The organism is Leisingera sp. ANG-DT, assembly GCF_000813785.1.
Classification (GTDB): domain Bacteria; phylum Pseudomonadota; class Alphaproteobacteria; order Rhodobacterales; family Rhodobacteraceae; genus Leisingera.
The window spans coordinates 344,375-368,680 of the sequence record NZ_JWLE01000005.1; the positions used below are offsets into that span (position 1 = coordinate 344,375).

The window sequence follows — 24,306 nt, forward strand, 5'->3', positions numbered from 1 at the left end:
GCCATGAGTGCCGCCGCAGACACCCAGTTTTCCCTTGAAACTGCGCGCCCCTTTCCGGAGGCGCTGAAAGACGCACAGACCCGCATCACCGCGCATATGGAAGCGCGGCTCGCAGGCGGTGACGAACTGCACGCCGCGATGCGCTATGCCATTACCGGCGGCAAGATGCTGCGCGGCTTCCTGGTGCTGGAAAGCGCCCGGCTGCATGGGGTCGCGGCAGAGGCCGCACTTGACGCCGCGCTGGCCATCGAATGCATCCATGCCTACTCCTTGGTGCATGACGACCTGCCCTGCATGGATGACGACGACCTGCGCCGCGGCCAGCCTACGGTCCATAAGAAATGGGACGAGGCGATGGCGGTTCTGGCAGGCGATAGCCTTCAAACCTTTGCATTTGAGCTGCTGGCAGACCCCAAGGCTGGCCCCCATGCACTGGAGCTGATCCGCAGTCTGGCGCAATCCTCCGGCAAGGACGGCATGGTCTCCGGCCAGATGCTGGATATTGCGGCAGAATCTGCGGCCGCACCGCTTACACTCGAACAAATCACCAAGCTGCAGGGCCGCAAGACCGGCTGCCTGATCGAATGGTCCGCCACCGCCGGCGCGGTGCTGGCAGGCGGCAACCTGGCCCCGCTGCGGCAATACGCACGCGCCCTCGGCCTTGCTTTCCAGATCGCCGACGACATCTTGGATGTGGAAGGTGATGCCGCCAAGGTCGGCAAGGCCGTGCGCAAGGATGCCGATGCCGGCAAGGCGACCTTTGTCTCATTGCTGGGACTGGCAGAGGCAAAAGCCCGCGCACAGTCGCTTTGCGAGGATGCCTGTGCCGCGCTGTCACCCTATGGTGAAGACGCCGCAACCTTGAAGGAAGCCGCGCGTTTCGTTATTGCGCGCGACAGCTAACCCCGCGCCACGCCGCTAAAAGGCGCAGCCCAAGGAGACACCATGCCCGACCGGCCCAAGACCCCGCTTCTGGACCAGATCACGCGCCCCGCGGATCTGAAGGGGCTGACGGATGCGCAGCTGGTGCAGGTGGCGCAGGAGCTGCGGCAGGAAACCATTTCCGCCGTCTCCGTCACCGGCGGCCATCTGGGTGCCGGCCTTGGCGTGGTGGAGCTGACCACCGCCCTGCACGCGGTGTTCGACACCCCGCGGGACAAGGTGATCTGGGACGTTTCCCACCAGTGCTACCCGCACAAGATCCTGACCGGGCGCCGCGACCGCATCCGCACCCTGCGGATGAAGGACGGGCTCAGCGGCTTCACCAAACGCTCCGAGTCACCCTTTGACCCCTTCGGTGCCGCCCACAGCTCCACCTCGATCAGCGCAGCGCTTGGCTTTGCCGTCGCCCGTGACCTTGGCGGGGTAATCCCGGAGGGCAACGGCGACGCCATCGCGGTGATCGGCGACGGCTCGATGTCGGCCGGCATGGCGTTTGAGGCAATGAACAACGCAGGCCACCTGGGCAAGCGCCTGTTCGTGATCCTGAACGACAATGAAATGTCGATCGCCCCGCCGGTCGGCGCGCTGTCCTCCTACCTGTCCCGCCTTTATGCAGGCGAGCCGTTCCAGGAATTGAAAGCCGCCGCCAAGGGCGCGGTCTCACTGTTGCCCGAACCCTTCCGCGAGGGCGCCAAACGCGCCAAGGACATGCTGAAAGGCATGGCGGTCGGCGGCACCATGTTCGAGGCGCTTGGCTTCTCTTACCTCGGCCCCATCGACGGCCACGACATGGACCAGCTGCTGCCGGTCCTGCGCACCGTCAAGGCCCGCGCCACCGGCCCGATCCTGATCCACGTCCTCACCAAAAAGGGTAAGGGCTACGGCCCCGCCGAACGCGCCCGCGACAAGGGCCACGCCACTGCCAAGTTCGACATGGTGACCGGCGAGCAGAAGAAAGCCCCCTCCAACGCTCCTTCCTATACCTCTGTCTTCGGCAACGAACTGGTGAAGCACGCCGCCAAGGACGACAAGATCTGCGCCGTCACCGCGGCGATGCCCGATGGCACCGGCCTCAATCTGATGGCGGAACGCTACCCCTCGCGCACCTTCGACGTCGGCATTGCCGAACAGCATGGCGTGACCTTTGCCGCCGCATTGGCGGCGGGCGGCATGAAGCCCTTCTGCGCGATGTATTCCACCTTCCTGCAGCGCGGCTATGACCAGGTGGTGCATGACGTGGCGATCCAGCGGCTGCCGGTGCGCTTTGCCATCGACCGCGCCGGTCTAGTCGGTGCCGACGGCGCCACCCACGCCGGCAGCTTTGACATCGGTTTCATGGCCAACCTGCCCGGCATGGTGGTGATGGCCGCCGCCGACGAAGCAGAACTGGTGCACATGGTTGCCACCGCCGCTGCGTATGACGACGGCCCCATCGCATTCCGCTACCCGCGCGGCGAGGGCGAAGGCGTCGAAATGCCGGAGATCCCGGAAGTGCTGGAAATCGGCAAGGGCCGGATGATCCAGGAGGGCAAACGCGTGGCGCTTCTGTCCTTCGGCACCCGCCTGGGTGAGGTCCGCAAAGCTGCCGAGGCACTCTCCGCCAAGGGCATTACGCCGACCATCGCCGACGCCCGCTTTGCCAAGCCGCTGGACCGCGGCCTGATCCTGCAGCTGGCCGCGGACCACGAAGCGCTGATCACCATCGAGGAAGGTGCGGTGGGCGGTTTCGGCTCCCACGTGGCGCAGCTCCTGGCGGAGGAAGGCGTGTTTGACAGCGGCCTCAAATACCGCTCGATGGTGCTGCCTGACACCTTCATCGACCAGGCCAGCCCAGCGGATATGTACGAAACCGCCGCAATGAACGCGCCGCAGATCGAAGCGAAGGTGCTGGATGTTCTGGGCGTGGCGACGATAGGCGAGAAGCGGGCTTAAGCCTAGTCTCTCAGCCTGTCAGTTTCTGGAAAGTCCAGTCAGCCGGCTAAGCAACCGATAGCCCGGCGCTGACCAATGCCTGTTCAAAGCAAAGACAAGCTGCGCAATGGTTTCGTCTCCCATCCACGCGGGCCGTATCTCATCCTGACGGGCAACAAATAGATTCAGCAATGCCGCGCGGTCGGAAACCACGGTAAAAATTGACGGTGAAAACGCAATATCGAGCCTTCTGGTGAAACCCAAATCAGACCAGATTGTTTCCAAGCTGTTTGGATAAACCGCTCTCAATCGCCGACGCAACCGCCCCAGCCTGCGAAACTGCAGGAAAACAAACAGAAGGTGCCAGCTTCCCAAACCCTAAACCCCCGGCGGCTCGGCTGGCGGCACAAAGCTCTCCATATCCTCGGCCTCCAGAACCGCCCTCAGCCCCTCCCGGTAGGTCGGGTAAAGAAGCTCCACCCCCAGCTCATCCTTGATCCGGCGGTTGCGGACCCGCTTGTTCTCCCCATAAAAACTGCGCGCCATCGGCGTCATGCCCGCCTCGTCAAAGGGCACCTCGGCCGGCATCGGCAGGCCCAGAAGTTCGGCGGCGTGGCCCAGCACATCCTGCGGCGGCGCCGGGTCGTCATCGCAGACGTTGTAAATGGCGCCCGGACGCGGCTGCGCAATGGAGGCCGCCAGAACCTGGGCGATGTCGTCCACATGGATACGGGAAAAAACCTGCCCCGGCTTGATGATCCGCCGCGCCTTGCCCGCCATCAGCTTGGCAAAGGGGCCGCGGCCGGGTCCGTAGATGCCGGCCAGCCGGAAGATGTGCAGCGGCAGGTCAGGGATCGCCTGCCATTGCATCTCCGCCAGGGCGCGCCAGTCGCCTCGCTGGCTGGAGGGCTTCACCGGCGTCTCTTCATCCACCCAGGCGCCATCGTGGTGGCCGTAGACGGCTGTGGTCGACAGGTAGCCGACCCACTCCAGATCAGGCGCGGTGGCAATCCGGTCCCCCATGGCTGCCAGCACCGGATCCCCATCCGCATTGGGGCCGATCGAGTTCAGCACATGCGTCACGCCGTCCAGCAGCACGTCCTGCCCGGGCCAGGTGATCATCTCAACACCATCAGCCGCCGCCACCTCACGCGAGGTGCCGATGACACGCCATCCCGCCGCCATCAGGCGCGGGGCAAGCGCCCGGGCGGTATAGCCAAATCCAAGACAAAGCAGCGTTTTTCTCATGCCTCCTAGATGCGTTGGCCGTGCCCGGTGCGCAAGGGTTGATTCGAATCCCCCGCACGGCTTTGATGGCCCGATGAAAAAGCAGACACCCGGATTGGCCGATGCCTATGCGCTGAGCACGCCTGAAGATTCACGGCAGCTCTACGCGGAATGGGCCACCTCCTACGATCAGGATTTTGCTGCCGGGCAGGACTACCTGCTGCCCGGACTGACGGCCAAGGCCTTTGCCGCCGCCGGGGGAACAGGCCCGGTTCTGGACGCGGGCGCGGGCACCGGTCTTTGCGGCCAGGCGCTGCGGGCCCTTGGGGTTGAGCCTGTGGACGCCACCGACATCAGCGCCGCCATGCTGGCCGAGGCGCTGCGCAAGGACGCCTACCGCGACGTGATCGAGGCCAACCTGATAGAGGGCATCCCGGTGCCGCGCGGGTCCTACCGCGGGGTGGTCTCCTCCGGCACCTTCACCCACGGCCACCTGGGCCCTGAAGTGTTGCCTGCGCTGCTGCGGGTGGCCGCGCCGGATGCCTGGTTCGCCCTATCGGTGAATGCAAAGTTCTATGAAAAGGCGGGATTTGCCGCAGCCTTTGACAGGCTGCTGCAGGGGCAATGGATCAAAAGCCTGACCCTGCCTGAGCTGCGCATCTATGGCCCCCGGGCCACCGGCGCGCACAAGGACGATACCGCGATTATTGCGCTGTTCCAGAAGGTTTAGCGCCACCCCGTCAGCGCCGGGTCAAGGGAGGCGCAGCCTCCGCGCGGCACGCGCGGCTTGCCCTTGAGGCGGCGATGGCGGATCACACACTCGATCTGGCTGCTTGAGGAGCAGACCTGCTCCTCAAGAGCTTCTCAGCGGAAAGAAAACGCCGCGCGAAGCGCGGCGCCAGGCCCAACTGCGGAGGGGCATCTTCAGATGTCCCGCAGCAGGCGGGAGAGTTGCGTTACCGCCCCTTCCAGACCGGATCGCGTTTTTCGGCAAAGGCGCGGGCGCCTTCCAGGTTGTCCTCCGAGCCGTAAAGCACATCCACCGTCTTGAGCTGGCGCTGGGTGATACGGTTCATCGCGTCCTGGAACTTGCTGTCTTCGGCGTCGCGCACAATCTCCTTGATCGCCGCGTAGACCAGCGGCGGGCCGGAGGCGAGCAGCCTTGCCAGTTCCCAGGCACGGTCCATCAGCTGATCTGCGGCCACGATCTCATTCACCAGCCCCCAACGGTTGGCTTCTTCGGCATCGAACCAGCGCCCGGTCAGCAGCAGCTCCATGGCGATATGGTAGGGGATGCGCTTGGGCAGTTTGACGCTGGCCGCGTCTGCCACGGTGCCGGAGCGGATTTCCGGCAACGCAAATGTGGCGTGATCGGCTGCAATGATCATGTCCGCCGACAGCGCCAGCTCCAACCCGCCGCCGCAGGCGATGCCGTTCACGGCGGCGATCACCGGCTTGTTCATATCACGCAGCTCCTGCAGCCCGCCAAAACCGCCAACGCCATAGTCGCCATCAACGGCATCACCGTCAGCCGCCGCCTTCAGGTCCCAGCCGGGGCAAAAGAACTTCCCCCCGCCGCCGGTCAGGATCGCCACCCGCAGCTCCGGGTCGTCGCGGAAGTCTCGGAATACCTCGCCCATCACCTTGCTGGTGGCCAGGTCAATGGCATTGGCCTTGGGCCGGTCCAGCGTGACTTCCAGAATGGCGCCGTCGCGGCGGGTTTTTACGGGGCTTTCACTCATGTCGTCTCCTCCTGGCATTTGGCATGCCGTTCTGTTTCAGGGCCGAAGCCTCAGTATTTCCGGCGCATCAGCGCGTCTGCCGCAACCGCATCCTTTGGCGTGCACAGAAGCGGGTTGATCTCGATCTCCTCAAGGCCCAGCGCGTTCTCCACCACGTAGGCCTCAACTGCACGGATGGCGCGCAGGATTGCCTCGCGGTCGGCTGCCGGGGCGCCGCGGTAACCGTCCAGCAGCTTCGCGATGCGCAGCGACTGGAGTGCCGCCTCAATCTCCGCATCCGAGGCCGGCAGCAGGAAAGACGCGCTGTCCTCCATCAGCTCGGTCAGGGTGCCGCCCGCCGCCAGTGTCATGACAAACCCGTGCGCCGGGTCTTTCACCACGCCGATCAGCAGCTCCGCCACCGCGCCAGTAACCATCTCCTCCACCAGGAAACGCTCCGCAGGCATGTTGAAGGCGGCGTCGCTCACCTCCTGGCCTGAGTTCAGGTTCAGCGCCACCGCCCCCGCCTCGGTTTTATGCGCGACACCTTCGCCCTTCAGCACTACTGGGAAGCCGACGTCGACCGCCACCGCGCGGGCATTGGTGGCCGAAGCCGCCCGTTTGGAGCGCGGAGTGCGCAGCCCATAGCTGGAAAGCTGCCATTTGGCTTCGGCCTCCGGCACCAGATCGGGCTCCACAACCGGGGTTGGCAGCAACAACGGCGCAGGCGCTTCCGGCAGCGGCAGGCTGGCCGCCTCGCAGGCGGCAATCGCTTCGCTGAGACCGCAGAAGGGCACCACACCCGCGTCCATCAGCCGGGCCGCCACTTCCTCCGGCAGCAGTTCCGGCAGGGTTGCCACCAGACCGACGTTGGCACCGGTCCGTTCACGCGAACCAATGGCGGCCTGAATGGTGCATTCCCAGTCCGAGGCATCGCAGCGGTCATCGCGCGGGAAATCCACAACCAGCATGGTCATTGCCAGCTGCGGATCCATCATGGCTGAGAACGCCTTGGTCATCGCCTCGGTGTCGCGCCAGATATAGGTGTGATAGTCGAGCGGATTTGCCAGCGCCACCATCGGGCCGAGTGCCGCGCGCAGGTCCGTTTTCTGGCGGTCGTTCAAAGGCGGGAACTCCACCTTGCGCGCATGGCCGGTGTCCGCAGCCAGGCTTGCCTCCCCGCCGGAGCAGCTGATGGTTGCGATGCGGTTCGAAGGCAGCCGCCCCGCCACATGCAGCAATTTCAGCGTCTCCAGGAAGGACGGCAGGTCATCCAGACGCGGAATGCCAAGGCGTGAGAGCAAAGCCCCCGCACCCGCGTCACCGCCCGCAAGCGAGGCGGTATGAGAAACAGTTGCGGCCTGGGCCTCAGCCGATTTGCCAACTTTCAGCGCGATGACCGGCTTGCCCAGCTCGCGCGCCCGGGCGGCCAGCCCCTCAAAGGCGCGCAGGTCGCCAAAACCCTCGATATGAAGGCCCAGCGCGGTCACCCGGTCATCCTCCAGCAACGCCTCGCCAATCGCGGCAATGCCCGACTGCGCCTGATTGCCGGCGGTCACCACATAGGCCAGCGGCAGCCCGCGCTTCTGCATGGTCAGGTTGATGGCGATGTTGGAGCTTTGGGTGACCAGTGCCACACCCTTTTCTGCCCGCTGCCCGCCATGCTGGTCCGGCCACAGCAGTGCGCCGTCCAGGTAGTTGATGAAGCCATAGCAGTTGGGGCCAAGGAACGGCATGCCGCCTGCTGCTTCCAGCAGCTGCGCCTGCAGGTCCGCGCCTTCCGCGTCCTCGGCCGCAGCCTCCAGGAACCCGGAGGCAAAGCACACTGCCCCGCCAGCCCCGCGCGCCGACAGCGCCCGCACCACCTCGATCGTGGCAAAACGGTTCACGCCGATGAAGGCTGCGTCAGGTGCCTCCGGCAGGCTGTCCGCATCCTTGAAGGCAGGCAGGCCCGCGACCTCTTCAGCCTTGGGGTGGACGGGCCAAATGGTGCCCTCGAACCCCATCTTCTGGCATTGCTCGATCACCAGGCGGCACCATGCGCCGCCGCCAATCACAGCAATGGTTTTCGGGCGGAAAAGCCTGTTTAGAGACTGCATATGATCTTATTCACCGGTCTTGCCGCGGTCCAGATGGCCGAGGTCTTGTTCAGGGTTGATCCGGTCGCGCACGCGGGTTTTCAGCTCTTTCACATCAGGAAAGCCGCCGTCCCGTTTGCGTTCCCAGACCAGCTCCTTATCAACATGGATCTCAAAGATCCCGCCCAAATCTCCGGGAACCAGAGTCACCCCGCCCAATTGGTCCTGGAAGGTCTGCAGCAGCTCCTGCGCCATCCAGCCCGCCCGCAGCAGCCAGTTGCAGCCGATGCAGTAGGTAATGGTAACAACGGGTTTCCCGGTCTGGGTCATGGATCAGCCTCCGACGGCGCGCAGCATCTCGCGGCTGATGATGTGCCGCTGGATTTCACTGGTGCCTTCCCAGATACGCTCCACCCGTGCGTCGCGCCAGATGCGTTCCAGCGGCAGCTCGTCCATCAGGCCCATGCCGCCGTGAATCTGGATCGCCTCATCGGCAACCATCGCCAGCATCTCGGTTGCCTTCAGCTTGGCCATCGACATGTCGCTCTCGGTGACGGTGCCCTGGTCGAATTTCCAGCCGGCTTCCCAGGTCAAGAGGTTCGCCGCCTTCAGCTCCAGCGCCATGTCGGCCAGCTTGAAGGAAATGCCCTGGAACTTGCCGATCTGCTGGCCGAACTGCTTGCGCTCGGCGGCGTATTCGATCGAGTGCTGCAGCGCCCGTTCGGCGCGGCCCAGGCAAGTGGCGGCGACCTGCAGGCGGGTGGCGCCCAGCCAGGTGTTGGCCACCTCGAACCCCTTGTCGACCTCGCCCAGAATGGCCGAGGACGGCAGGCGGCAGTCGTCGAATTCCAGCACCGCATTGGTGTAGCCGCGGTGGCTGACGTTGCCGTAGCCGTCGCGCACCTCGAAACCGGGTGTGCCCTTGTCGACAAAGAATGCAGTGATCTTCTTCTTCGGCCCGCGCGGTGTGTCCTCAACCCCGGTTGCCATGAAGCAGATGGCAAAATCAGCAATATCGGCGTGGCTGATGAAATGCTTGGTGCCGTTCAGGATCCAGTCGTCACCGTCCTGACGGGCACTGGCCTTCATACCGCGCAGGTCGGATCCCGCATCCGGCTCAGTCATCGCCAGGCAGTCCCATTTCTCGCCCTTCATGCAGGGGAACAGGTATTTCTCTTTCTGCTCCTCTGTGCCTGCCAGCAGGATGTTCGACGGCCGCGCGACCCCGGTCCAGTGCAGCGCATAGTTGGCGCGGCCCAGTTCCTTTTCATACATCAGCCAGGTCAGGGTATCGAGACCGGCACCGCCCACTTCCTCGGGCATGTTGGCGGCATACAGCCCCGCTTCCATTGCCTTCTTCTGCACGTCGCGGATCACATCCATGTCCAGGTGGCCGGTGCGCTCGATCTCCGCCTCATGCGGATAGAGCTCCTTTTCCACAAAGGCGCGGGTGGTCTCAACGATCATCGACTGTTCTTCGGTCTTCCCGAACTGCATGGCGGTCTTCCTTCGGCAAATCTGTTGCGGATCAGATTACGCCGCTTGCACGCGTTCATCATGCAAGGTTAGAAATAATCATGCGAAGTTGGACAAAAGATGCCGCTGCGGCGCAGCAATTGGATGTGCTGCTGTTTGATGCCTTTTCGGCCCATTGCCTGGCCAACACGGTGGAGCCGCTGCGTGCCGCCAACACCTTCGCCGGGCGGCAGGTCTATGCCTGGCGGTTCCTGACGCTGGACGGCGCGCCGGCGGTTTCGTCCTCAGGCATGGAGGTGCGGGCGCATGGAAAACTGGGTGATTGCAGCGGTGATCTGCTGATTGCGATGCCGTCTTATGACTTCCTGCGCCACGCCAATGCGGCGACCGCCCGGGCGCTGAAATCCGCTGCCCGCCGCTACAAAGTGCTGGCAGGGTTTGACACCGGCGCCTGGCTGCTGGCGCAGGCCGGGCTGCTGGACGGGCGCCGGGCCACCATCCACTGGGAAGAGCTGGGCCGCTTCACCGAGGCTTTCCCGGAGGTTGAGGCCGAAAGAGCGCGGCAGGTCCGGGACGGCGACCGCATCACCTGCACCGGCGCGCTGGCGGCCTTTGACACCATGATGGAGCTGATCGGCGATCAGCATGGCGCCGCGCTGCGGCTGGAGGTTGCCACTCTGTTCATGGCGCCCGAGGCGACGGAGACCCAGGACCCGATCCTGGTGCGCGGCAAATCGGTTGCCCGCGCGGTTGCAGTGATGCAGGCCAATCTGGAAACGCCCTTGCCCATCGCTGCCGTGGCCCGAAAGGCGGGCCGCAGCCAGAAGGACCTGGAGGCGCGGATGAAGGGGGAACTGGGGGCCACGCCGCAGGCGGTCTACCGGCGGCTGCGTCTGATACAGGCCAGAAAGCTCGTGTTAGAAACTGTTCTGAGCGTTTCAGAGATTGCCCTGCGCTGCGGCTACGACGACCCGAGCGCGCTGACCCGAGCCTTCAAGGCGGAGTTCGGAACCACTCCGCGCAGCTTGCGCAGTACCGGTTAGACCTGCTTTGCCGCCATCCACTGATTCAGCCGCCACAATCCCCAGGCCAGCGGGATCGCCGCCAGACCGCCAATGACATAGGCCAGCGGCTCATCGGCGAAGGATTCAAACATCTGCGTGTAGGCATGGATCGCGGCAAAGGTCAGCGCCGCGTTGAACAATCCGCGCTGGTGCCGCTGCGCCGCCCAGAAGATCACCGCCGCCAGCACCGCTGCCCAGAGCACGGAATAGACGTTTTCGGAAATGAACAGTGCGCTGTCGCGGAAGGCATCGCGGGCGGCAGAGTAGGCTTCCCAATCCTCGTAACCGTCGCTGTAGCGGCCTGGCCCCCAAACGGTTTCGCCCACCACGTCCCCCCACAAGGAGCCGACCAGCGCGCAAAGGTTTGCAACCACAAACCCCAATATCGCCAGGATGCGCAGGTGCCGCGCATCACGCTCCGCCAGCCGGGACGCCCCCCATACACAGAGCACGATCAGCAGCACCATTTGCAGGATCGTCAGCGTCGATTCCGGCGAATAGAACACATAGGCCGCATGGAAATAGCTGGTGCCGGTCTCCAGCATCTGGGCAAAGGGCGCAATTGCCAGCGCGGTGACAAAACGCACGTCCACTTGCCAGCCGGCCAGCGCCAGTGCCGCCGCATAATACAGCAGCGCCAGGTTCCGCAACGGTGAGCCGATGCCGTATTGCTGCAGCAGCAGTTCGATCCCCGCCAGATGCATCGCCAGCCCCATCAGCAGGATCGCCCCCAGCACAAAGCCCGCGGACCAGGCCCCGTGCCGCCAGCGCCAGGTGCAGATCAGCGCCACCAGCGCGCCGGCAGGCAGCATCACCCAGCCGGCGATGTCCTCGTACTTGTCCACCAGCTCAATTCCGGCGCCGCCCATCAGCATCCCCGCGCCAATCAGGGTGGCGGAATTGCCGAACATCCGCAGCGTCTCGCTTCCGCGCGCCAGAACCGCCAGCCCGCCGCCCAGCATCAGGATGCCCGTCACAGCTACCGCAAGCGGATCCGCCAGCCAGAAGATGAAGCCGGCGGTGGCGGCGATGATTCCGAAACACAGGATCGCGTTGACCGCCAGCGATACCATAACCTCGCGCGAGCGCGCCTCGATGGTGCGGGCCTGATCCGCGGTCAGCACCCCCTCCTCGACCAGGGCAGTTGTATCGGCAATGGCGTGCATCAGCGGTCCCTCGCGGCATCCAAAAGGTTCCGCCCAGCATGGACCGGTCGTCGCCCGGGTAAAAGGGGAGGAATTCCCAGCCCTTACCCCTTGGGCCTGCTTGGCACCCAGGCATAGCCGTTTTCACACAAGATATAGGCCTCGCGCAGGCCATGCGGCTTGTCCGCGGGTGCCTGCAGGATGGTGAAACCCGCGGCTTCCGCCCGCGCCACAGCCGCATCCGGGTCAGTGTCATAAAGCCGGATCTCAATCCCGGCCCCGCGCGGCGGGTTTTCCGGCAGCAGCCCCAGCAGCGGATTTTCCGCATAGGTGCCGTCGCTGTGCAGCTGAAACACCTGACCGCCATAGGTGACAATGGCAAAATCCTTGCTCACCTGATAGCCTTTCATCGCAAAAACAGTCTCTAAAAAAGCGATTTCTGCCGGCACATCCCGCACCAGAAGATTGATCCCGATGCCCCGCAGGGAGCGGCCGAAACTGTCGGCATCTGTATTTTCGTAATCCATACGGACCAGTGTCGCCCCGTTGCGGCTCTGCGGCAACGCCAAATGCGCCAGCCTTCGGCGCCTTTCCACCATCCGCATGAAGCTTTGATGGCAAAGCCAGCAATCCGCTTGCCTTCCCGCCCGCAATCGGAACAATTGGATTATGTCAGAAAACATTTTTCCGAGCTGGCCCGACTCCGCCCCGCAATTGATCGAAGTAGCCGCAGGCCGCGCGCCCGCTGACACGGTGATCCGCCAGGGCATCTGGGTCAATGTCCACACCCGCGAACAGCTGCCGGGCCATGATATTGCGATCAAGGCCGGGCGTATCGCCTATGTCGGGCCGGATGCCTCCTATTGCACCGGGCCAGACACCCAGATCATCGAGGCCAACGGGCGTTACATGATCCCCGGCCTGTGCGATGCCCATATGCATATCGAGAGCGGCATGCTGACGCCTGCGGAATTTGCCCGCGCGGTTATCCCGCATGGTACCACCTCGATGTTCACCGACCCGCATGAGATTGCCAATGTGCTGGGCCTGGACGGGGTGCGCTATATGCATGACGAGGCGCTGATGCAGCCGGTCAACATCTTCACCCAGATGCCCAGCTGCGCGCCCTCGGCGCCGGGGCTGGAGACTACCGGCTATGAAATCTCTGCCGAGGACGTGGCTGAGGCGATGAACTGGCCCGGCATCATCGGGCTGGGGGAGATGATGAACTTCCCCGGCGTCGCCAACGCCGACCCCAAGATGCTGGCCGAAATCGCCGCAACCCAGCGCGCAGGAAAAACCGTGGGCGGCCATTACGCCTCCCCCGACCTTGGCCCGGACTTCGCGGCCTATGTGGCCGGCGGCCCAGCCGATGACCACGAGGGCACCTGCGAGGCTGACGCCATCGCGCGAGTGCGCCAGGGAATGCGGTCGATGATGCGGCTCGGCTCTGCCTGGTACGACGTCGAAAGCCAGATCACCGCAGTCACCGAGAAGGGGCTGGATCCGCGCAACTTCATCCTCTGCACCGATGACTGCCACTCCGGCACGCTGGTCAACGACGGCCACATGAACCGGGTGGTGCGCCACGCCATTGCCTGCGGCTGCGACCCGGTGATTGCGCTGCAGATGGCGACCATCAACACCGCCACCCACTTCGGGCTGGAGCGGGAGATCGGCTCCATCACCCCGGGCCGCCGCGCCGATGTGATCCTGACCTCGGACTTGAGCGAACTGCCGATCGAGGTGGTCATCGCCCGCGGGCAGATCGTGGCGGAATCAGGCTCTATCAAGGTCGACTGCCCGCATTACGACTGGCCCGCCAGCGCCCGCGGCACCGTACACCTGGGCCATGAGCTGACCGCCAAAGACTTCGAACTGGCCGCGCCGGAGGGCGCCAATGCGGTCACCGCCAATGTGATCGGCGTGGTTGAAAACCAGGCCCCGACCAAGGCGCTGCAGGCAGAGCTGCCGGTGGTCGACGGGCTGGTCGAGGGCAGCGGCGACGTTTGCCAGATCGCGCTGGTGGAACGCCACCGCGCCACAGGCGGCGTCACCAACGCGTTTGTTTCCGGCTTTGGCTACACCGGCAAGATGGCAATGGCCTCCACCGTGGCGCATGACAGCCACCACATGATCGTGGTCGGCACCGACCGCGCGCAGATGGCGCTGGCGGCGAACCGGCTGGCACAGGTGGGCGGCGGCATCACCATTTACAGGGACGGGCAGGAACTGGCGCTGATCGAACTGCCGATCGCTGGCCTGATGTCCGACAGCCCCGCCACCGAGGTTGCCGCCAAGGCGCAGGTGATGGTGGAGGCGATGCAGGCCTGCGGCTGCACCCTCAACAACGCCTACATGCAGCACTCGCTTCTGGCGCTGGTGGTGATCCCGGAACTGAGGATCTCCGACCTGGGCCTGGTCGACGTGCGCACATTCCAGAAAATCCCGGTAATCGAGCCTGCCCAATGATAACAACAAAACACCCCGGCCATCCGCCGGACGAAAGCTTCAACGACGCAACCGAGGCCGTGGACCGGCTGGAGCTGCTTTATAATCAGGCCACCGGGTTCCTCTGCGATGAGTTTATCCGCGCAATGGCGGACGGCGCGCCGGACAACCAGCGCATCCGCGCCTATTACCCGGAGATCCGGTTCTCCACCCTGACCTTCGCACAGGTGGACAGCCGCCTCAGCTTTGGCCACGTCTCCGCACCCGGCACCTATGCCACCACGGTGACCCGGCCGGACCTGTTCCGCAATTACCTGATCCAGCAAATCACCCTGCTGATCCGCAATCACGGCCAGCCGGTCACCATCAGCGTCTCGGACACCCCGATCCCGGTGCATTTCGCAGTGGCCTCGCGCCCGGACCTGACGGTGCCGCAAGAGGGTGCGGCGGGCTTCACCCTGCGCGATGTGTTTGACGTGCCGGATCTGTCGACCACAAATGACGACATCGTCAACGGCACCTACCAGCCGCCCAACGGCACCGGCCCGCTGGCGCTATTTACTGCCCAGCGCATCGACTACTCGCTGGCGCGGCTCAGCCATTACACAGCCACCAGCCCGGAGCATTTCCAGAACCACGTCCTGTTCACCAACTACCAGTTCTACGTGGCAGAGTTCGAAGCCTATGCCCGCGCCCAGCTGGCGGATCCGGACAGCGGCTATACCAGTTTTGTCAGCACCGGCGATCACGAAATAGCCGGTCCTGACGCGGTGATCCCCGAGGCCGGCAAGCTGCCGCAAATGCCCACCTACCATCTGAAGCGCGAGGACGGGAACGGCGTCACCCTGGTCAACATCGGCGTCGGGCCGTCAAACGCCAAAACCGCCACCGACCACATCGCGGTGCTGCGCCCGCACGCCTGGCTGATGGTCGGCCATTGCGCCGGCCTCAGGAACACACAGGCGCTGGGGGACTTCGTGCTGGCGCATGGCTACCTGCGCGAAGATCACGTGCTGGACGACGACCTGCCAATCTGGACCCCGATCCCGGCGCTTGCGGAAATCCAAGTCGCGCTGGAGGAGGCGGTGGCCGAGATCACCGAATACGAAGGCTTCGACCTCAAGCGGATCATGCGCACCGGCACCGTCGCCACCATCGACAACCGCAACTGGGAGTTGCGCGACCAGTCCGGCCCGGTGCAGCGCCTCAGCCAGTCCCGCGCGGTGGCGCTGGACATGGAAAGCGCCACCATCGCCGCCAACGGCTACCGCTTCCGGGTACCCTACGGCACGCTGCTCTGTGTTTCGGACAAGCCGCTGCATGGTGAGTTGAAGCTGCCGGGCATGGCGTCGGACTTTTACCGGACCCAGGTTGCGCGCCATCTGCAAATCGGCATAAGAGCTATGGAACGCCTGCGCGGCATGCCTTTGGAGCGCCTGCACAGCCGGAAATTGCGCTCGTTCGACGAAACAGCCTTCCTCTAAGGCGGTTTTTTGCAGTTTTCCTAGAAAAAATGCCCATTTTGGACTGTGCGGAGCACACAAGAAGTTGTGTTATCATACAACATAACGATAATGTCACGCGATGAGGCCCCACAGTTCGGGCAGTTTAAGGAGACGAAGAATGTCCAAACCGATGACCAAAACCCAGCTTGTTGCCGCTCTGGCAGAGGAAATGGGCAGCGACAAGAAAGTCGCAGGTTCCGCACTGGAAGCGGTCTGCTCGCTGATCACCCGCGAAGTGTCGGGCGGCGGTGCCGTGACCCTGCCGGGCGTCGGCAAGATCTACTGCCGCGAGCGTCCCGAGCGCGAAGTGCGCAACCCGGCCACCGGTGAGAAGTTCACCAAGGAAGCCGACAAGGTGGTGAAAATGACCATCGCCAAAGCGCTGAAAGACAGCGTGAACGGCTGATACCGGACCTGATCCGGACGGTTTGAGGGCTGCCCGCTGCGGGCGGCCCTTTTCTTTTGCCCCCGCACATACGGCCAACAGTTCGCCCGCCGCCGCAGCGTTGCTGATTGCAATGCCGGGTCCAGAGGCGCAGGCTGAGGTCAACGCACAAGAGGGGGCCGCACCATGGAGAACGTCAATCTGCTGCTGATCCTGGGTGCCGCTTTGCTGGCCGGCGCCAGCCCCGGACCTGCCACCCTGACCATCGCCGGCACTGCCATGCAGCGCGGCCGCGCCGCCGGGCTGGCACTGGCGGCCGGCGTCAGCAGCGGCTCACTGATCTGGTCGGTCTCTGCCGCATTTGGCCTGGGTGCGGTGATGCTGGCCAATGCCTGGATGTTCGAAGTGGTCCGCTACTTCGGCGCCGCCTACCTGATGTATCTGGCGGTCCGCTCGGCGCGTTCTGCCCTGCGCTCCGGCGCCCCGGAACTGCGCCCCTCGGCAGCGCCCTCGCTGCGCGCAGCTTACGCCAAGGGGCTGGCGCTGCATCTGACTAATCCGAAGGCGATCCTGTTCTTCGGCTCGCTCTACGCCATTGGCATTCCGCCCGGCACCGCGCCCACGGCGCTGCTGGTGGTGATCGCCGCCATCGCAGTGCAAAGCACGCTGATCTTCCACGGCTACGCGATCCTGTTTTCCAGCGCCGCCGCCAGCCGCATCTACATCCGCCTGCGCCGCGTGTTCGAGGCGCTGTTCGCCGCCGCCTTTGGCGCCGCCAGCTGGCAGATCTTTGCAGCCCGGCTCAGCTGACAGGGCTTGAAGAACGGGGCTTGATCCCGCCGCCCGCTTCCCCGACAGTCCGCCGCAGCAGAAAGGGTTGGGACAATGGACGCACGCGCAATTGCCATGGGGCTGGCCTTTGCCCTGATGTGGTCCTCGGCCTTCACCTCGGCGCGGATCATCGTGCAGGACGCCTCGCCGCTGTTCTCGCTGGCCGTGCGGTTCCTGATCTCCGGCCTGATCGGCGTCGCCATTGCCCGCGCCATGGGCCAGACCTGGCGGCTGACTCCGGGCCAGTGGCGCGCGACGGTGATCTTCGGTGTCTGCCAGAACGCGCTCTACCTCGGCCTCAACTTTGTCGCCATGCAATGGATCGAGGCCTCCCTGGCCGCCATCATCGCCTCCACCATGCCGCTGCTGGTGGCACTGGCCGGCTGGATGCTGTTCGGCGAGCGGCTGCGGCCCCTCGGCTACGCCGGACTGCTCGCAGGCATCTTGGGTGTCGCCCTGATCATGGGCACCCGCCTCAGCGCCGGCGTGGACCTGATGGGTGTGTTTCTCTGCGTGATTGGCGTGCTGGCCCTCACCACCGCAACCCTCGCCCTGCGCGGCGCCACCTCGGGCGGCAATTTCATGATGGTGGTGGGGCTGCAGATGCTGATCGGCTCCGCCATCCTGTTCGTGGCCGCACCGCTGAGCGAGGAAATATTCGTCAACCCCACCTGGCGGCTGGCGGCGGCCTTTACCTACACCACCATCGTGCCGGGACTGATGGCGACCTTCATCTGGGTGCTGCTCCTGAACCGCATCGGCGCGGTGCGCGCCGCCACCTTCCACTTCCTGAACCCGGTATTCGGCGTCGCCGTCGCCAGCGTGCTGCTGGGCGAGAAACTGGGGCCGCTCGACGTGCTGGGCGTTGCTATCGTCACCGGCGGCATTCTGGCGGTGCAGCTCTCCCGCCAGCCTGCACAGCCGCAAACAGGGCCCTCCCGCGCGGCAAAGCCGGGCTGACACCCATCCCTGCCCCTTGGGCCCGGCGCCGCTGCCGCGGCGCGGCCCCGTTGCAAGTCCTTGCGTTTCCGCCGTAACCTGATCTCCAAAGACATAAGCAGGAGGACGCGGCATGAGCGCGCAACTATCCCAGGTGCTGGACGCAATCGACGCCGCCAATGCCAAGGATCCGACCCTGGAAGACGGCCAGCCCGCTGCGCTGCTTTACGGCCAGCGGATGAGCGCAGAGCAGCAACGCCTGTTCCCGGACGCAGCCGAGCCGCTGCAGATTGCCGCCCGCGGCCAGCATGTGGAGCGCTGGAAGCTGGAGCGCAGCGCCTTCCCCGAAGGCCGCGCCGGCTACCTCGCCTGGCGCAAGGCCGAGGCAGAGCACCACGCCGAAGTGGTCACCGCCCTGATGCAGGACGCGGGCTACGGCGCAGAAGACGTGGACGCCGCCGCAAAGATGCTCCGCAAGGAGGGCATCAAGCGCGATGATCAGGTGCAGGCGCTGGAGGACATCATCTGCTTTGTCTTCCTGAAATGGTACTTTGAACCCTTCGCCGCCAAACACCCGGCAGACAAGGTGCAGCGCATCGTCGAAAAGACCGCCCGCAAGATGTCGGCAGAAGCCCGCGCCCGTGTGCTGGGTGAGTTCACCCTGCCCGCAGAGCTGGCCGGCGCCTTCGCCGCCTGAGCCGCCCCGCACACGGCTTTGCGAGCCGCCTGTAACAGGGCTTTGCATTTGCGGCTACAGACCCCATGTTCTGCTGCAACGCGAACAGGCGGGAGGACACCATGACCAAATACTTCAAAAACCCGGACGCCGTTGCAGCACTGTCGGAAGAAGAGTTCTATGTGACCCAGAACGCGGGCACCGAACGCCCCGGCACCGGCAAGCTGCTCTATAACAAGGAGCCGGGCATCTATGTCGACATCGTGTCGGGCGAACCGCTGTTTGCCTCCTCCGACAAATACGAATCCGGCTGCGGCTGGCCCAGTTTCACCAAGCCGATCGAATCCGCGCATATCCAGGAACTGGAAGACCGGACCCTCGGCATGATCCGAACCGAGGTCCGCTCCACCCATGGCGACAGCCACCTGGGCCATGTGTTCCCGGACGGGCCGATGGACCGCGGCGGCCTGCGCTACTGCATCAACTCCGCCTCCCTGCGGTTTGTCCATCTGGACGACATGGAGGCCGAGGGCTATGGCGCCTATATCAACCAAGTGGAGGTCGTGAAATGAGCACCACCGAACGCGCCGTCCTGGCAGGCGGCTGTTTCTGGGGCATGCAGGAACTGATCCGCAAACGCCCCGGCGTCATCAGCACCCGTGTCGGCTATACCGGCGGCGACGTGCCCAATGCCACCTACAAGAACCACGGCACCCATGCCGAGGGAATCGAGATCATCTTTGATCCCACCGTCACATCCTTCCGGGAACAGCTGGAGTTCTTCTTCCAGATTCACGACCCGACCACGCTGAACCGCCAGGGCAACGACCTGGGGATGAGCTACCGTTCCGCGATCTACTATACGGACGAGAGGCAAAAGGCCGTGGCCGAAGACACCATCGCAGATGTGAACGCCTCCGGCCTCTGGCCCGGCAAAGTGGTCACCGAACTGGCGCCGGTTGGCGACTTCTGGGAGGCTGAGCCTGAGCATCAGGACTATCTGCAGCGCCTGCCCAATGGCTACACCTGCCATTTCGCCCGCCCCGATTGGGTGCTGCCGAAACGGAACGCCGCCGCAGAATAGGCTCTAACAAGGCCCTTCCTTCAGCCCCGCCCTCCGGCGGGGCTTTACGCTTCCAGAGCAATCCAATCCCCGCGCTTCTTTCTGGTCAGAAATACCCCCACCGGAGGCCGCGGGTTTTCCACGAAAACCCGCTACCTGGAAACAGGTTCAATCGTGCGCCACTCGCGGCCGCCCGCTGGCTTCCACGGTCAGCGTGCCTTCGACAAACACCTCCCGCGACTCCACCTGCGCGGTGCGGATATCCCGCTCCACATGCACATGGATGTCCTCGGCGCCCGCTTCCTCTGCCGCACCGCGGGCCTCACCTGCCAGCGCCGCCTCCAGCGCTGCCAGCGCCTCGTCTGAGGCCTGGTAGTCCACCGGCCCGCTCTCCAGATGCACCCGGTATTTGCCCTCTGCGGGCGAGGTCACAGTGCCGCTGCGCCGCATGGTCACCCGCCCAACCACTGCACCGATGGCATTGGCCACGCCCGCGTGTTCCGGCAGGATCATGTTGCAATGCAGCCGCTCCCCCACCGCCGGGTAATAGCTGGGGGCAGAGGCCCCCAGCCCCACCACATCCACATTCAGCGCCGCATCCAGCGCCAGCAGCCCGCGGTGCTTTGCCAGCCCGCGTTGCATCAGCACATGCCGCGCCAATTGATCCTCTGGCAGGCCAAAATCCTCGGCTTCTTCCGCAAAAGCAGACTCCAGCAAGGTCAAAGCGGTCTGTTCGGTCAGCTGATCAATGATCATCTGCGCCAGGGTTCCGGCGTCTTTCGAAACCATGTCGCCGCTGCCCACCCGGCGGCGGGCAAACAGCGTCAGCGCCTTCTCTGCCGCCTCGCGGTCCCAGGCCTCCACCCGGCCCAGCACATGGCTGGCATCCGAGGGTGTCACGCCGGAAACCTGCACCAGCCCGCGGTCCACCAGCCGGCCCAATGAGCCATGCTCCATCCGGGTGCGCAGGATCTGCCCCAAGGGATGCACCTGCATCCCGATCCGCGCCAGCAGTCCGGCCTCCCGCTCGCTCAGGCCCGCCACCGGCACCCCCGGCACGGCCCGCACAAAGCGCCCGTCAAACTCGCCCACCGTCGAATTGCGCAGCTGCTCGTCCAGCGCCGCATGCACCACCTCCGGCGCGTCGGTGGCAATCAGCGAGACCGGCACTACCCGGCGCGGCCCCAGGGTCAGCCCGCCGGACAGCCCGCTGGTGTTCAGATGCACCTGGCTGTCACCGCCCAGGCCCGTGGTGCGCATCGCCACCGCCTCCACCATGGTGCGGAACGCCCCGACCCGCGCGCCTGCGGGGTCAATCGCGGGCTTGCCGTCCTTGATCAGCGCCACATCCGTGGTGGTGCCGCCGATGTCGCTCACCAGCGCATGATCCGCCCCGGTCATCCAGCGCGCACCGACAATCGACGCCGCCGGGCCGGACAGGATGGTCTCGATCGGCCGCTCCCGCGCCTGCTCGCCGCTCATCAGCGCGCCGTCGCCGCGCACCACCATCATCGGCGCCTCGATCCCCAGATCGCGCAGCGTGTCCTGCGCCCGCCCGATCAGCCGGTCAATCATGCCGATGAGGCGCGCATTCAGCACTGCCGTCACCGCCCGCTTGGGCCCGTTCAGCTTGGCCGACAGCTGGTGTGAGCAGGTGGCCGGCGCGCCGGTCATCTCATGAATGATCCGCGCTGCTTCCACCTCATGCGCCGGATTGCGGGTGGCAAAGACACTGGCCACGGCAAAACCCGTCACCCCCTGGCCCTCGGTGCGCAGGAACAGCTCCAGCGCCTCTGTGTCCAGGGGCGCAGCCTCGCTGCCCGCGTGGGTATGTCCACCCCCGATCACCAGCGCCGGATCACCCTTCAGCGCGTCCCGCAGCCCGTGCCGGTCCAGATCATCCTCTTTAAAGCCGATATAGATCAGCGCCACCCGGCCGCCCTGCCCCTCGACCAGCGCATTGGTGGCCAGGGTGGTGGACAGCGCCGCCAGCGAGACCTCCTGCGGCTGTACTCCGGATTGCTCCAGCACCGCCCGGATCGCGCCGCCGACACCAATTGCCAAATCCTGGCGCGTCGTCAGCGACTTGGCAGAGGCGATCACCTCCTTCTCGTCGCGGATCAGCACCGCATCGGTATAGGTTCCGCCCGTGTCCACTCCCAGCAGCAACGCCATGCCCAGCCCTCTCAAACTCTGTTCGCCGGACCGGGTGTAACGCCTATTTGCGGCCCGTCCATCCTGTTTGCGTCACGAAAGCCGTTGAACCGCCCATCGCGCCGCATCCGCCACCGCCGGGTCCGGATCCTCCGCCAGCCGCTGCGCCACCGCGCGCAGCTCCGCCAGGCCCGAGTTGCCAATCGCATAGAGCACATTGCGCACAAACCGGTCGCGCCCGATACGCTTGATCGGCGAGCCGGAGAACTTCTCCCGGAATGCCGCATCATCCAGCACCGCCAGCTCCGCCAGCCTCGGCGCCTTCAGCTCGTCGCGCGCGGCATAGCGCATGTCGCTGGCCGCCACCGCAAATTTGTTCCAGGGGCAAGCCGCCAGACAGTCATCGCAGCCATAGATCCGGTTGCCCAGCTTGCCGCGCAGTTCTTCCTCGACCGGCCCCTTGTGCTCAATAGTCAGGTAGGAAATGCAGCGCCGTGCGTCGACCTGATAGGGGGCCGGAAAGGCATCGGTCGGGCAGCTGTCCAGACAGGCCCGGCAGGACCCGCAGCGGTCCGGCTCCGCCACATCCGCCGGCAGCTCCAGCGTGGTGAAAACAGACCCTAAAAAGGCCCAATTCCCCCAATCGCGGCTCACCAGGTTGCTGTGCTTGCCCTGCCAGCCCAGCCCTGCCGCCATGCCCAGCGCCTTTTCCGGCACCGGCGCGGTATCGACAAAAACCTTCACCTCGCAATCCGCCCCGGCCTCGGCAATCAGCCAGCGCGCCAGCCGCTTCAGCCGTTTCTTGACCAGATCGTGATAGTCTTTGCCCCGGGCATAAACCGAGACCGCGCCGCGGTCCGCCTGCCCCACCACCGCCATCGGGTCCTCCTCAGGCGTATAGCTTTCGGCCAGCATGATCACCGAGCGCGCCTCGGGCCACAGCTGCGCCGGGTCGCCGCGCCAATGGCTGCGCTCCGCCATCCACCCCATCTGCCCGTGATAGCCCGCGTCCAGAAACGCCTGCAGCCGCCCCGGCACCTGCGGCACATCCCAAGGCCTGCAAATCCGGCAGGAGACAAACCCCTCGGCCAGCGCCTGAGCGACCAGTTTTTCTTTAAGGCCCGACCCGTCTTTCATCTTTGCCCAAATACTCCGGGGGAGCGGCCCATCAGGGCCGCGGGGGCAGCGCCCCTCAACCGGTTGATATCAGAAATCCAGATCGGTGTAATGCGGCGGCGGCCGGAAGCCCGGAACCTGATCCGCCAGGATCGACCGGAACGCAGGCCGCGACTTGATCTTGGCATACCAGTCCTTGACCACCGCCGAGCGGTTCCAGTCCACATCCGAGATGTAGTCCAGCGACGACAAATGTGCCGCCGCGGCGAAATCCGCCAGCGTCATCATATCCCCGGCCAGCCAGCGCCGGTGGTCCAGCAGCCAGGCCATGTAATCCAGGTGGTACTTGATCGCCTTGGCGCCGGCCTTGACGTTGCGGCTGTCGGGATAACCCTCGCCGGTGATCTTCTTGTTCACCCGCTCATACAGCAGCTTTGACGTGACCTCATGGTGGAACTTGTCGTCAAACCAGCTCACCAGGCGGCGCACCTCATAGCGGCCCTCGGCATCTTTGGGCATCAGCGGCGGCTCGGGCCGGGTTTCCTCCAGGTATTCGCAGATCGCCGCGCTTTCGGCCATCATCTGGCCGTCCAGCCGGATCACCGGCACCTTGGCGGCCGGGTTGCGGCGCAGAAAGTCCGGGTCCTGCTCCCAGTAGCGCTCCTCGACCAGTTCAACCTCGATCTTCTTCTCTGCCAGCGACAGCCGCACCTTGCGGCAATAGGGGGACAGGGGAACGTGGTACAGGCGCGCCATGGCTACAGGGGGTCTCCAGAAAACTTACAACGGTTGTTTCAGCAATGCCTTGGGCAGCAGAAAGATTCAATCCTCGAAACAATCCGCGCGCCCGTCTGCGCGAATGGTGGCCGCCCCATCCTGGATCTGCCGCGCCCGGCGCTGCACAAAGTTTGAGGGCTTGCGGGCCGACCGCTCTTTGGGATTGGGCAGCACCGCGGCAATCAGCGCCGCCTGCCGCGCGCTCAGCTGATCCGGGCCAACCCCGAAATACTTGCGCGCTGCCGCTTCGGCGCCGAACACGCCCTCATCCATTTCGGCCACGTTCAGGTAAACCTCAAGAATGCGCCGCTTGCTCCAGAAGATCTCAACCACCGGCGTCAGCAGCGTCTCCAGCACCTTGCGCGGCCAGCTGCGGCCTTGCCACAGGAACACGTTCTTCACAACCTGCTGCGAGATGGTCGAGCCGCCGCGGCTGCCGCCGGCCTCGATCGCGGCCTGAATGGCACGGGCATCAAAGCCCCAATGGCGGCAGAACTGCGCATCCTCCGCCGCCACGACAGAACGCGCCAGCACCGGCGAAATTTCCTCCAGCGGCACCCACATCCGGTCCACCTCGCCCAGGCGGCGCTGTTCAGCCCAGATGGTGTGGGTGATTGGCGGGTTCACCACGGAATAAAGCAGGATCAGCAGCAGGAACACTGCTGAAACCGCCAGCACCGCGCGCAAAACCCAGCGCCGCAGCCAGCGCAGCGGCTGGACCTTCAGCCTTGCCGCCTTCTTGCTGCTCTTGGATTTCTTTTTCTTTGCCACTGCCTTCGCCATGACTCTCTATAGGCCAGCATGCCCCCGGGAACCAACCGCCAAAAAGAAAACCCCGCAAGCAT

Annotated in this window: 24 protein-coding genes; 12 read left to right on the forward strand and 12 right to left on the reverse strand. The window is 64.9% G+C overall.

All coding sequences use genetic code 11. From position 1 onward, the window contains the following. Positions 1-3: 3 nt before the first annotated feature. Together RA21_RS06945 and dxs are read left to right on the forward strand one after the other, a co-directional pair. A complete protein-coding gene (locus tag RA21_RS06945; RefSeq protein WP_039147494.1) occupies positions 4-903 on the forward strand; it encodes a polyprenyl synthetase family protein in 900 nt (299 codons plus the stop codon). Positions 904-945: 42 nt separating this feature from the next. Next, positions 946-2,874 (forward strand): 1-deoxy-D-xylulose-5-phosphate synthase, encoded by a 1,929-nt coding sequence (gene dxs, locus RA21_RS06950; protein WP_039147495.1) that lies wholly within the window; start codon positions 946-948, stop codon positions 2,872-2,874. 18 nt (positions 2,875-2,892) lie between these two features. Here dxs and RA21_RS22570 read toward each other — a convergent pair whose 3' ends face one another. After that, a complete protein-coding gene (locus RA21_RS22570) occupies positions 2,893-3,117 on the reverse strand; it encodes a hypothetical protein (RefSeq protein WP_206540047.1) in 225 nt (74 codons plus the stop codon). A gap of 114 nt (positions 3,118-3,231) precedes the next feature. Next, positions 3,232-4,101 carry an SDR family oxidoreductase gene (locus RA21_RS06955; protein WP_039147496.1) on the reverse strand — a complete coding sequence of 290 codons (870 nt, stop codon included), beginning with the start codon at positions 4,099-4,101 and terminating at the stop codon, positions 3,232-3,234. A gap of 73 nt (positions 4,102-4,174) precedes the next feature. On the opposite strand from RA21_RS06955, the gene RA21_RS06960 reads away from it, so the two are divergent. Next, entirely contained in the window at positions 4,175-4,810 is a 636-nt protein-coding gene (locus RA21_RS06960) for a class I SAM-dependent DNA methyltransferase (protein WP_039147498.1), read from the forward strand. Between the two features lie 226 nt (positions 4,811-5,036). Here the strand turns inward: RA21_RS06960 and RA21_RS06965 are convergent, their stop codons facing one another. From RA21_RS06965 to RA21_RS06980, 4 genes are read right to left on the reverse strand one after another with little or no spacing between them, the layout of a single operon-like run. Continuing rightward, complete coding sequence (locus RA21_RS06965; RefSeq protein WP_039147499.1) at positions 5,037-5,822, reverse strand: carnitinyl-CoA dehydratase; 786 nt, start codon at positions 5,820-5,822, stop codon at positions 5,037-5,039. Positions 5,823-5,872: 50 nt separating this feature from the next. Then, on the reverse strand, positions 5,873-7,900 hold the full coding sequence (locus RA21_RS06970) for an acetate--CoA ligase family protein (RefSeq protein ID WP_039147501.1): 2,028 nt from the start codon (positions 7,898-7,900) through the stop codon (positions 5,873-5,875). Between the two features lie 6 nt (positions 7,901-7,906). After that, positions 7,907-8,209: a SelT/SelW/SelH family protein gene (locus tag RA21_RS06975; RefSeq protein ID WP_039147503.1), complete on the reverse strand. Its 303-nt coding sequence runs from the start codon at positions 8,207-8,209 to the stop codon at positions 7,907-7,909. A 3-nt stretch (positions 8,210-8,212) separates the two neighbouring features. After that, entirely contained in the window at positions 8,213-9,376 is a 1,164-nt protein-coding gene (locus RA21_RS06980; protein WP_039147505.1) for an acyl-CoA dehydrogenase family protein, read from the reverse strand. Positions 9,377-9,456: 80 nt separating this feature from the next. Between RA21_RS06980 and RA21_RS06985 the strand changes: the two genes are divergently transcribed. Further along, entirely contained in the window at positions 9,457-10,398 is a 942-nt protein-coding gene (locus RA21_RS06985; RefSeq protein ID WP_019297537.1) for a GlxA family transcriptional regulator, read from the forward strand. Here the strand turns inward: RA21_RS06985 and RA21_RS06990 are convergent. Continuing rightward, entirely contained in the window at positions 10,395-11,585 is a 1,191-nt protein-coding gene (locus tag RA21_RS06990) for a hypothetical protein (RefSeq protein ID WP_193748053.1), read from the reverse strand. The two genes, RA21_RS06985 and RA21_RS06990, sit on opposite strands and share 4 nt — an antisense overlap. A gap of 83 nt (positions 11,586-11,668) precedes the next feature. Further along, on the reverse strand, positions 11,669-12,091 hold the full coding sequence (locus RA21_RS06995; RefSeq protein ID WP_039147809.1) for a glyoxalase: 423 nt from the start codon (positions 12,089-12,091) through the stop codon (positions 11,669-11,671). Positions 12,092-12,233: 142 nt separating this feature from the next. Here RA21_RS06995 and ade point away from each other — a divergent pair, with 142 nt between their 5' ends. The 8 genes from ade (at position 12,234) to msrA (ending at position 19,435) form a co-directional block, all read left to right on the forward strand. After that, a complete protein-coding gene (gene ade / locus RA21_RS07000) occupies positions 12,234-14,036 on the forward strand; it encodes an adenine deaminase (protein ID WP_039147507.1) in 1,803 nt (600 codons plus the stop codon). After that, entirely contained in the window at positions 14,033-15,499 is a 1,467-nt protein-coding gene (locus RA21_RS07005; protein ID WP_039147509.1) for an AMP nucleosidase, read from the forward strand. The genes ade and RA21_RS07005 overlap by 4 nt, the downstream gene beginning before the upstream one ends. Before the next feature lie 139 nt (positions 15,500-15,638). Further along, positions 15,639-15,926, forward strand: a complete 288-nt coding sequence (locus RA21_RS07010) for an HU family DNA-binding protein (RefSeq protein ID WP_019297532.1) — start codon at positions 15,639-15,641, stop codon at positions 15,924-15,926. Between the two features lie 165 nt (positions 15,927-16,091). Beyond that, a complete protein-coding gene (locus tag RA21_RS07015) occupies positions 16,092-16,715 on the forward strand; it encodes a LysE family transporter (RefSeq protein WP_039147511.1) in 624 nt (207 codons plus the stop codon). Positions 16,716-16,790: 75 nt separating this feature from the next. Beyond that, entirely contained in the window at positions 16,791-17,696 is a 906-nt protein-coding gene (locus RA21_RS07020; RefSeq protein ID WP_039147513.1) for a DMT family transporter, read from the forward strand. 112 nt (positions 17,697-17,808) lie between these two features. After that, on the forward strand, positions 17,809-18,372 hold the full coding sequence (locus RA21_RS07025; protein WP_039147515.1) for a DUF4202 domain-containing protein: 564 nt from the start codon (positions 17,809-17,811) through the stop codon (positions 18,370-18,372). 101 nt (positions 18,373-18,473) lie between these two features. Then, positions 18,474-18,923, forward strand: a complete 450-nt coding sequence (gene msrB, locus RA21_RS07030) for a peptide-methionine (R)-S-oxide reductase MsrB (protein ID WP_019297528.1) — start codon at positions 18,474-18,476, stop codon at positions 18,921-18,923. After that, positions 18,920-19,435, forward strand: coding sequence for a peptide-methionine (S)-S-oxide reductase MsrA (msrA, locus tag RA21_RS07035; RefSeq protein WP_039147517.1), 516 nt, complete (start codon positions 18,920-18,922; stop codon positions 19,433-19,435). Before msrB ends, msrA begins: the two co-directional genes overlap by 4 nt. 147 nt (positions 19,436-19,582) lie before the next feature. On the opposite strand, the gene RA21_RS07040 is transcribed toward msrA, so the two are convergent. The 4 genes from RA21_RS07040 to mtgA all read right to left on the reverse strand — a co-directional run bounded on the left by RA21_RS07040 (position 19,583) and on the right by mtgA (position 24,244). Further along, the gene (locus RA21_RS07040; protein WP_039147519.1) at positions 19,583-21,589 is read right to left on the reverse strand and encodes a hydantoinase/oxoprolinase N-terminal domain-containing protein; all 2,007 of its coding nucleotides are present in this window, start codon (positions 21,587-21,589) and stop codon (positions 19,583-19,585) included. 72 nt (positions 21,590-21,661) lie between these two features. Then, positions 21,662-22,705 (reverse strand): tRNA epoxyqueuosine(34) reductase QueG, encoded by a 1,044-nt coding sequence (gene queG / locus RA21_RS07045; protein WP_039147521.1) that lies wholly within the window; start codon positions 22,703-22,705, stop codon positions 21,662-21,664. Positions 22,706-22,774: 69 nt separating this feature from the next. Beyond that, complete coding sequence (gene fzlA, locus RA21_RS07050; RefSeq protein ID WP_019297524.1) at positions 22,775-23,440, reverse strand: FtsZ-binding protein FzlA; 666 nt, start codon at positions 23,438-23,440, stop codon at positions 22,775-22,777. Between the two features lie 66 nt (positions 23,441-23,506). Next, complete coding sequence (gene mtgA / locus RA21_RS07055; protein WP_019297523.1) at positions 23,507-24,244, reverse strand: monofunctional biosynthetic peptidoglycan transglycosylase; 738 nt, start codon at positions 24,242-24,244, stop codon at positions 23,507-23,509. Positions 24,245-24,306: the final 62 nt, after the last annotated feature.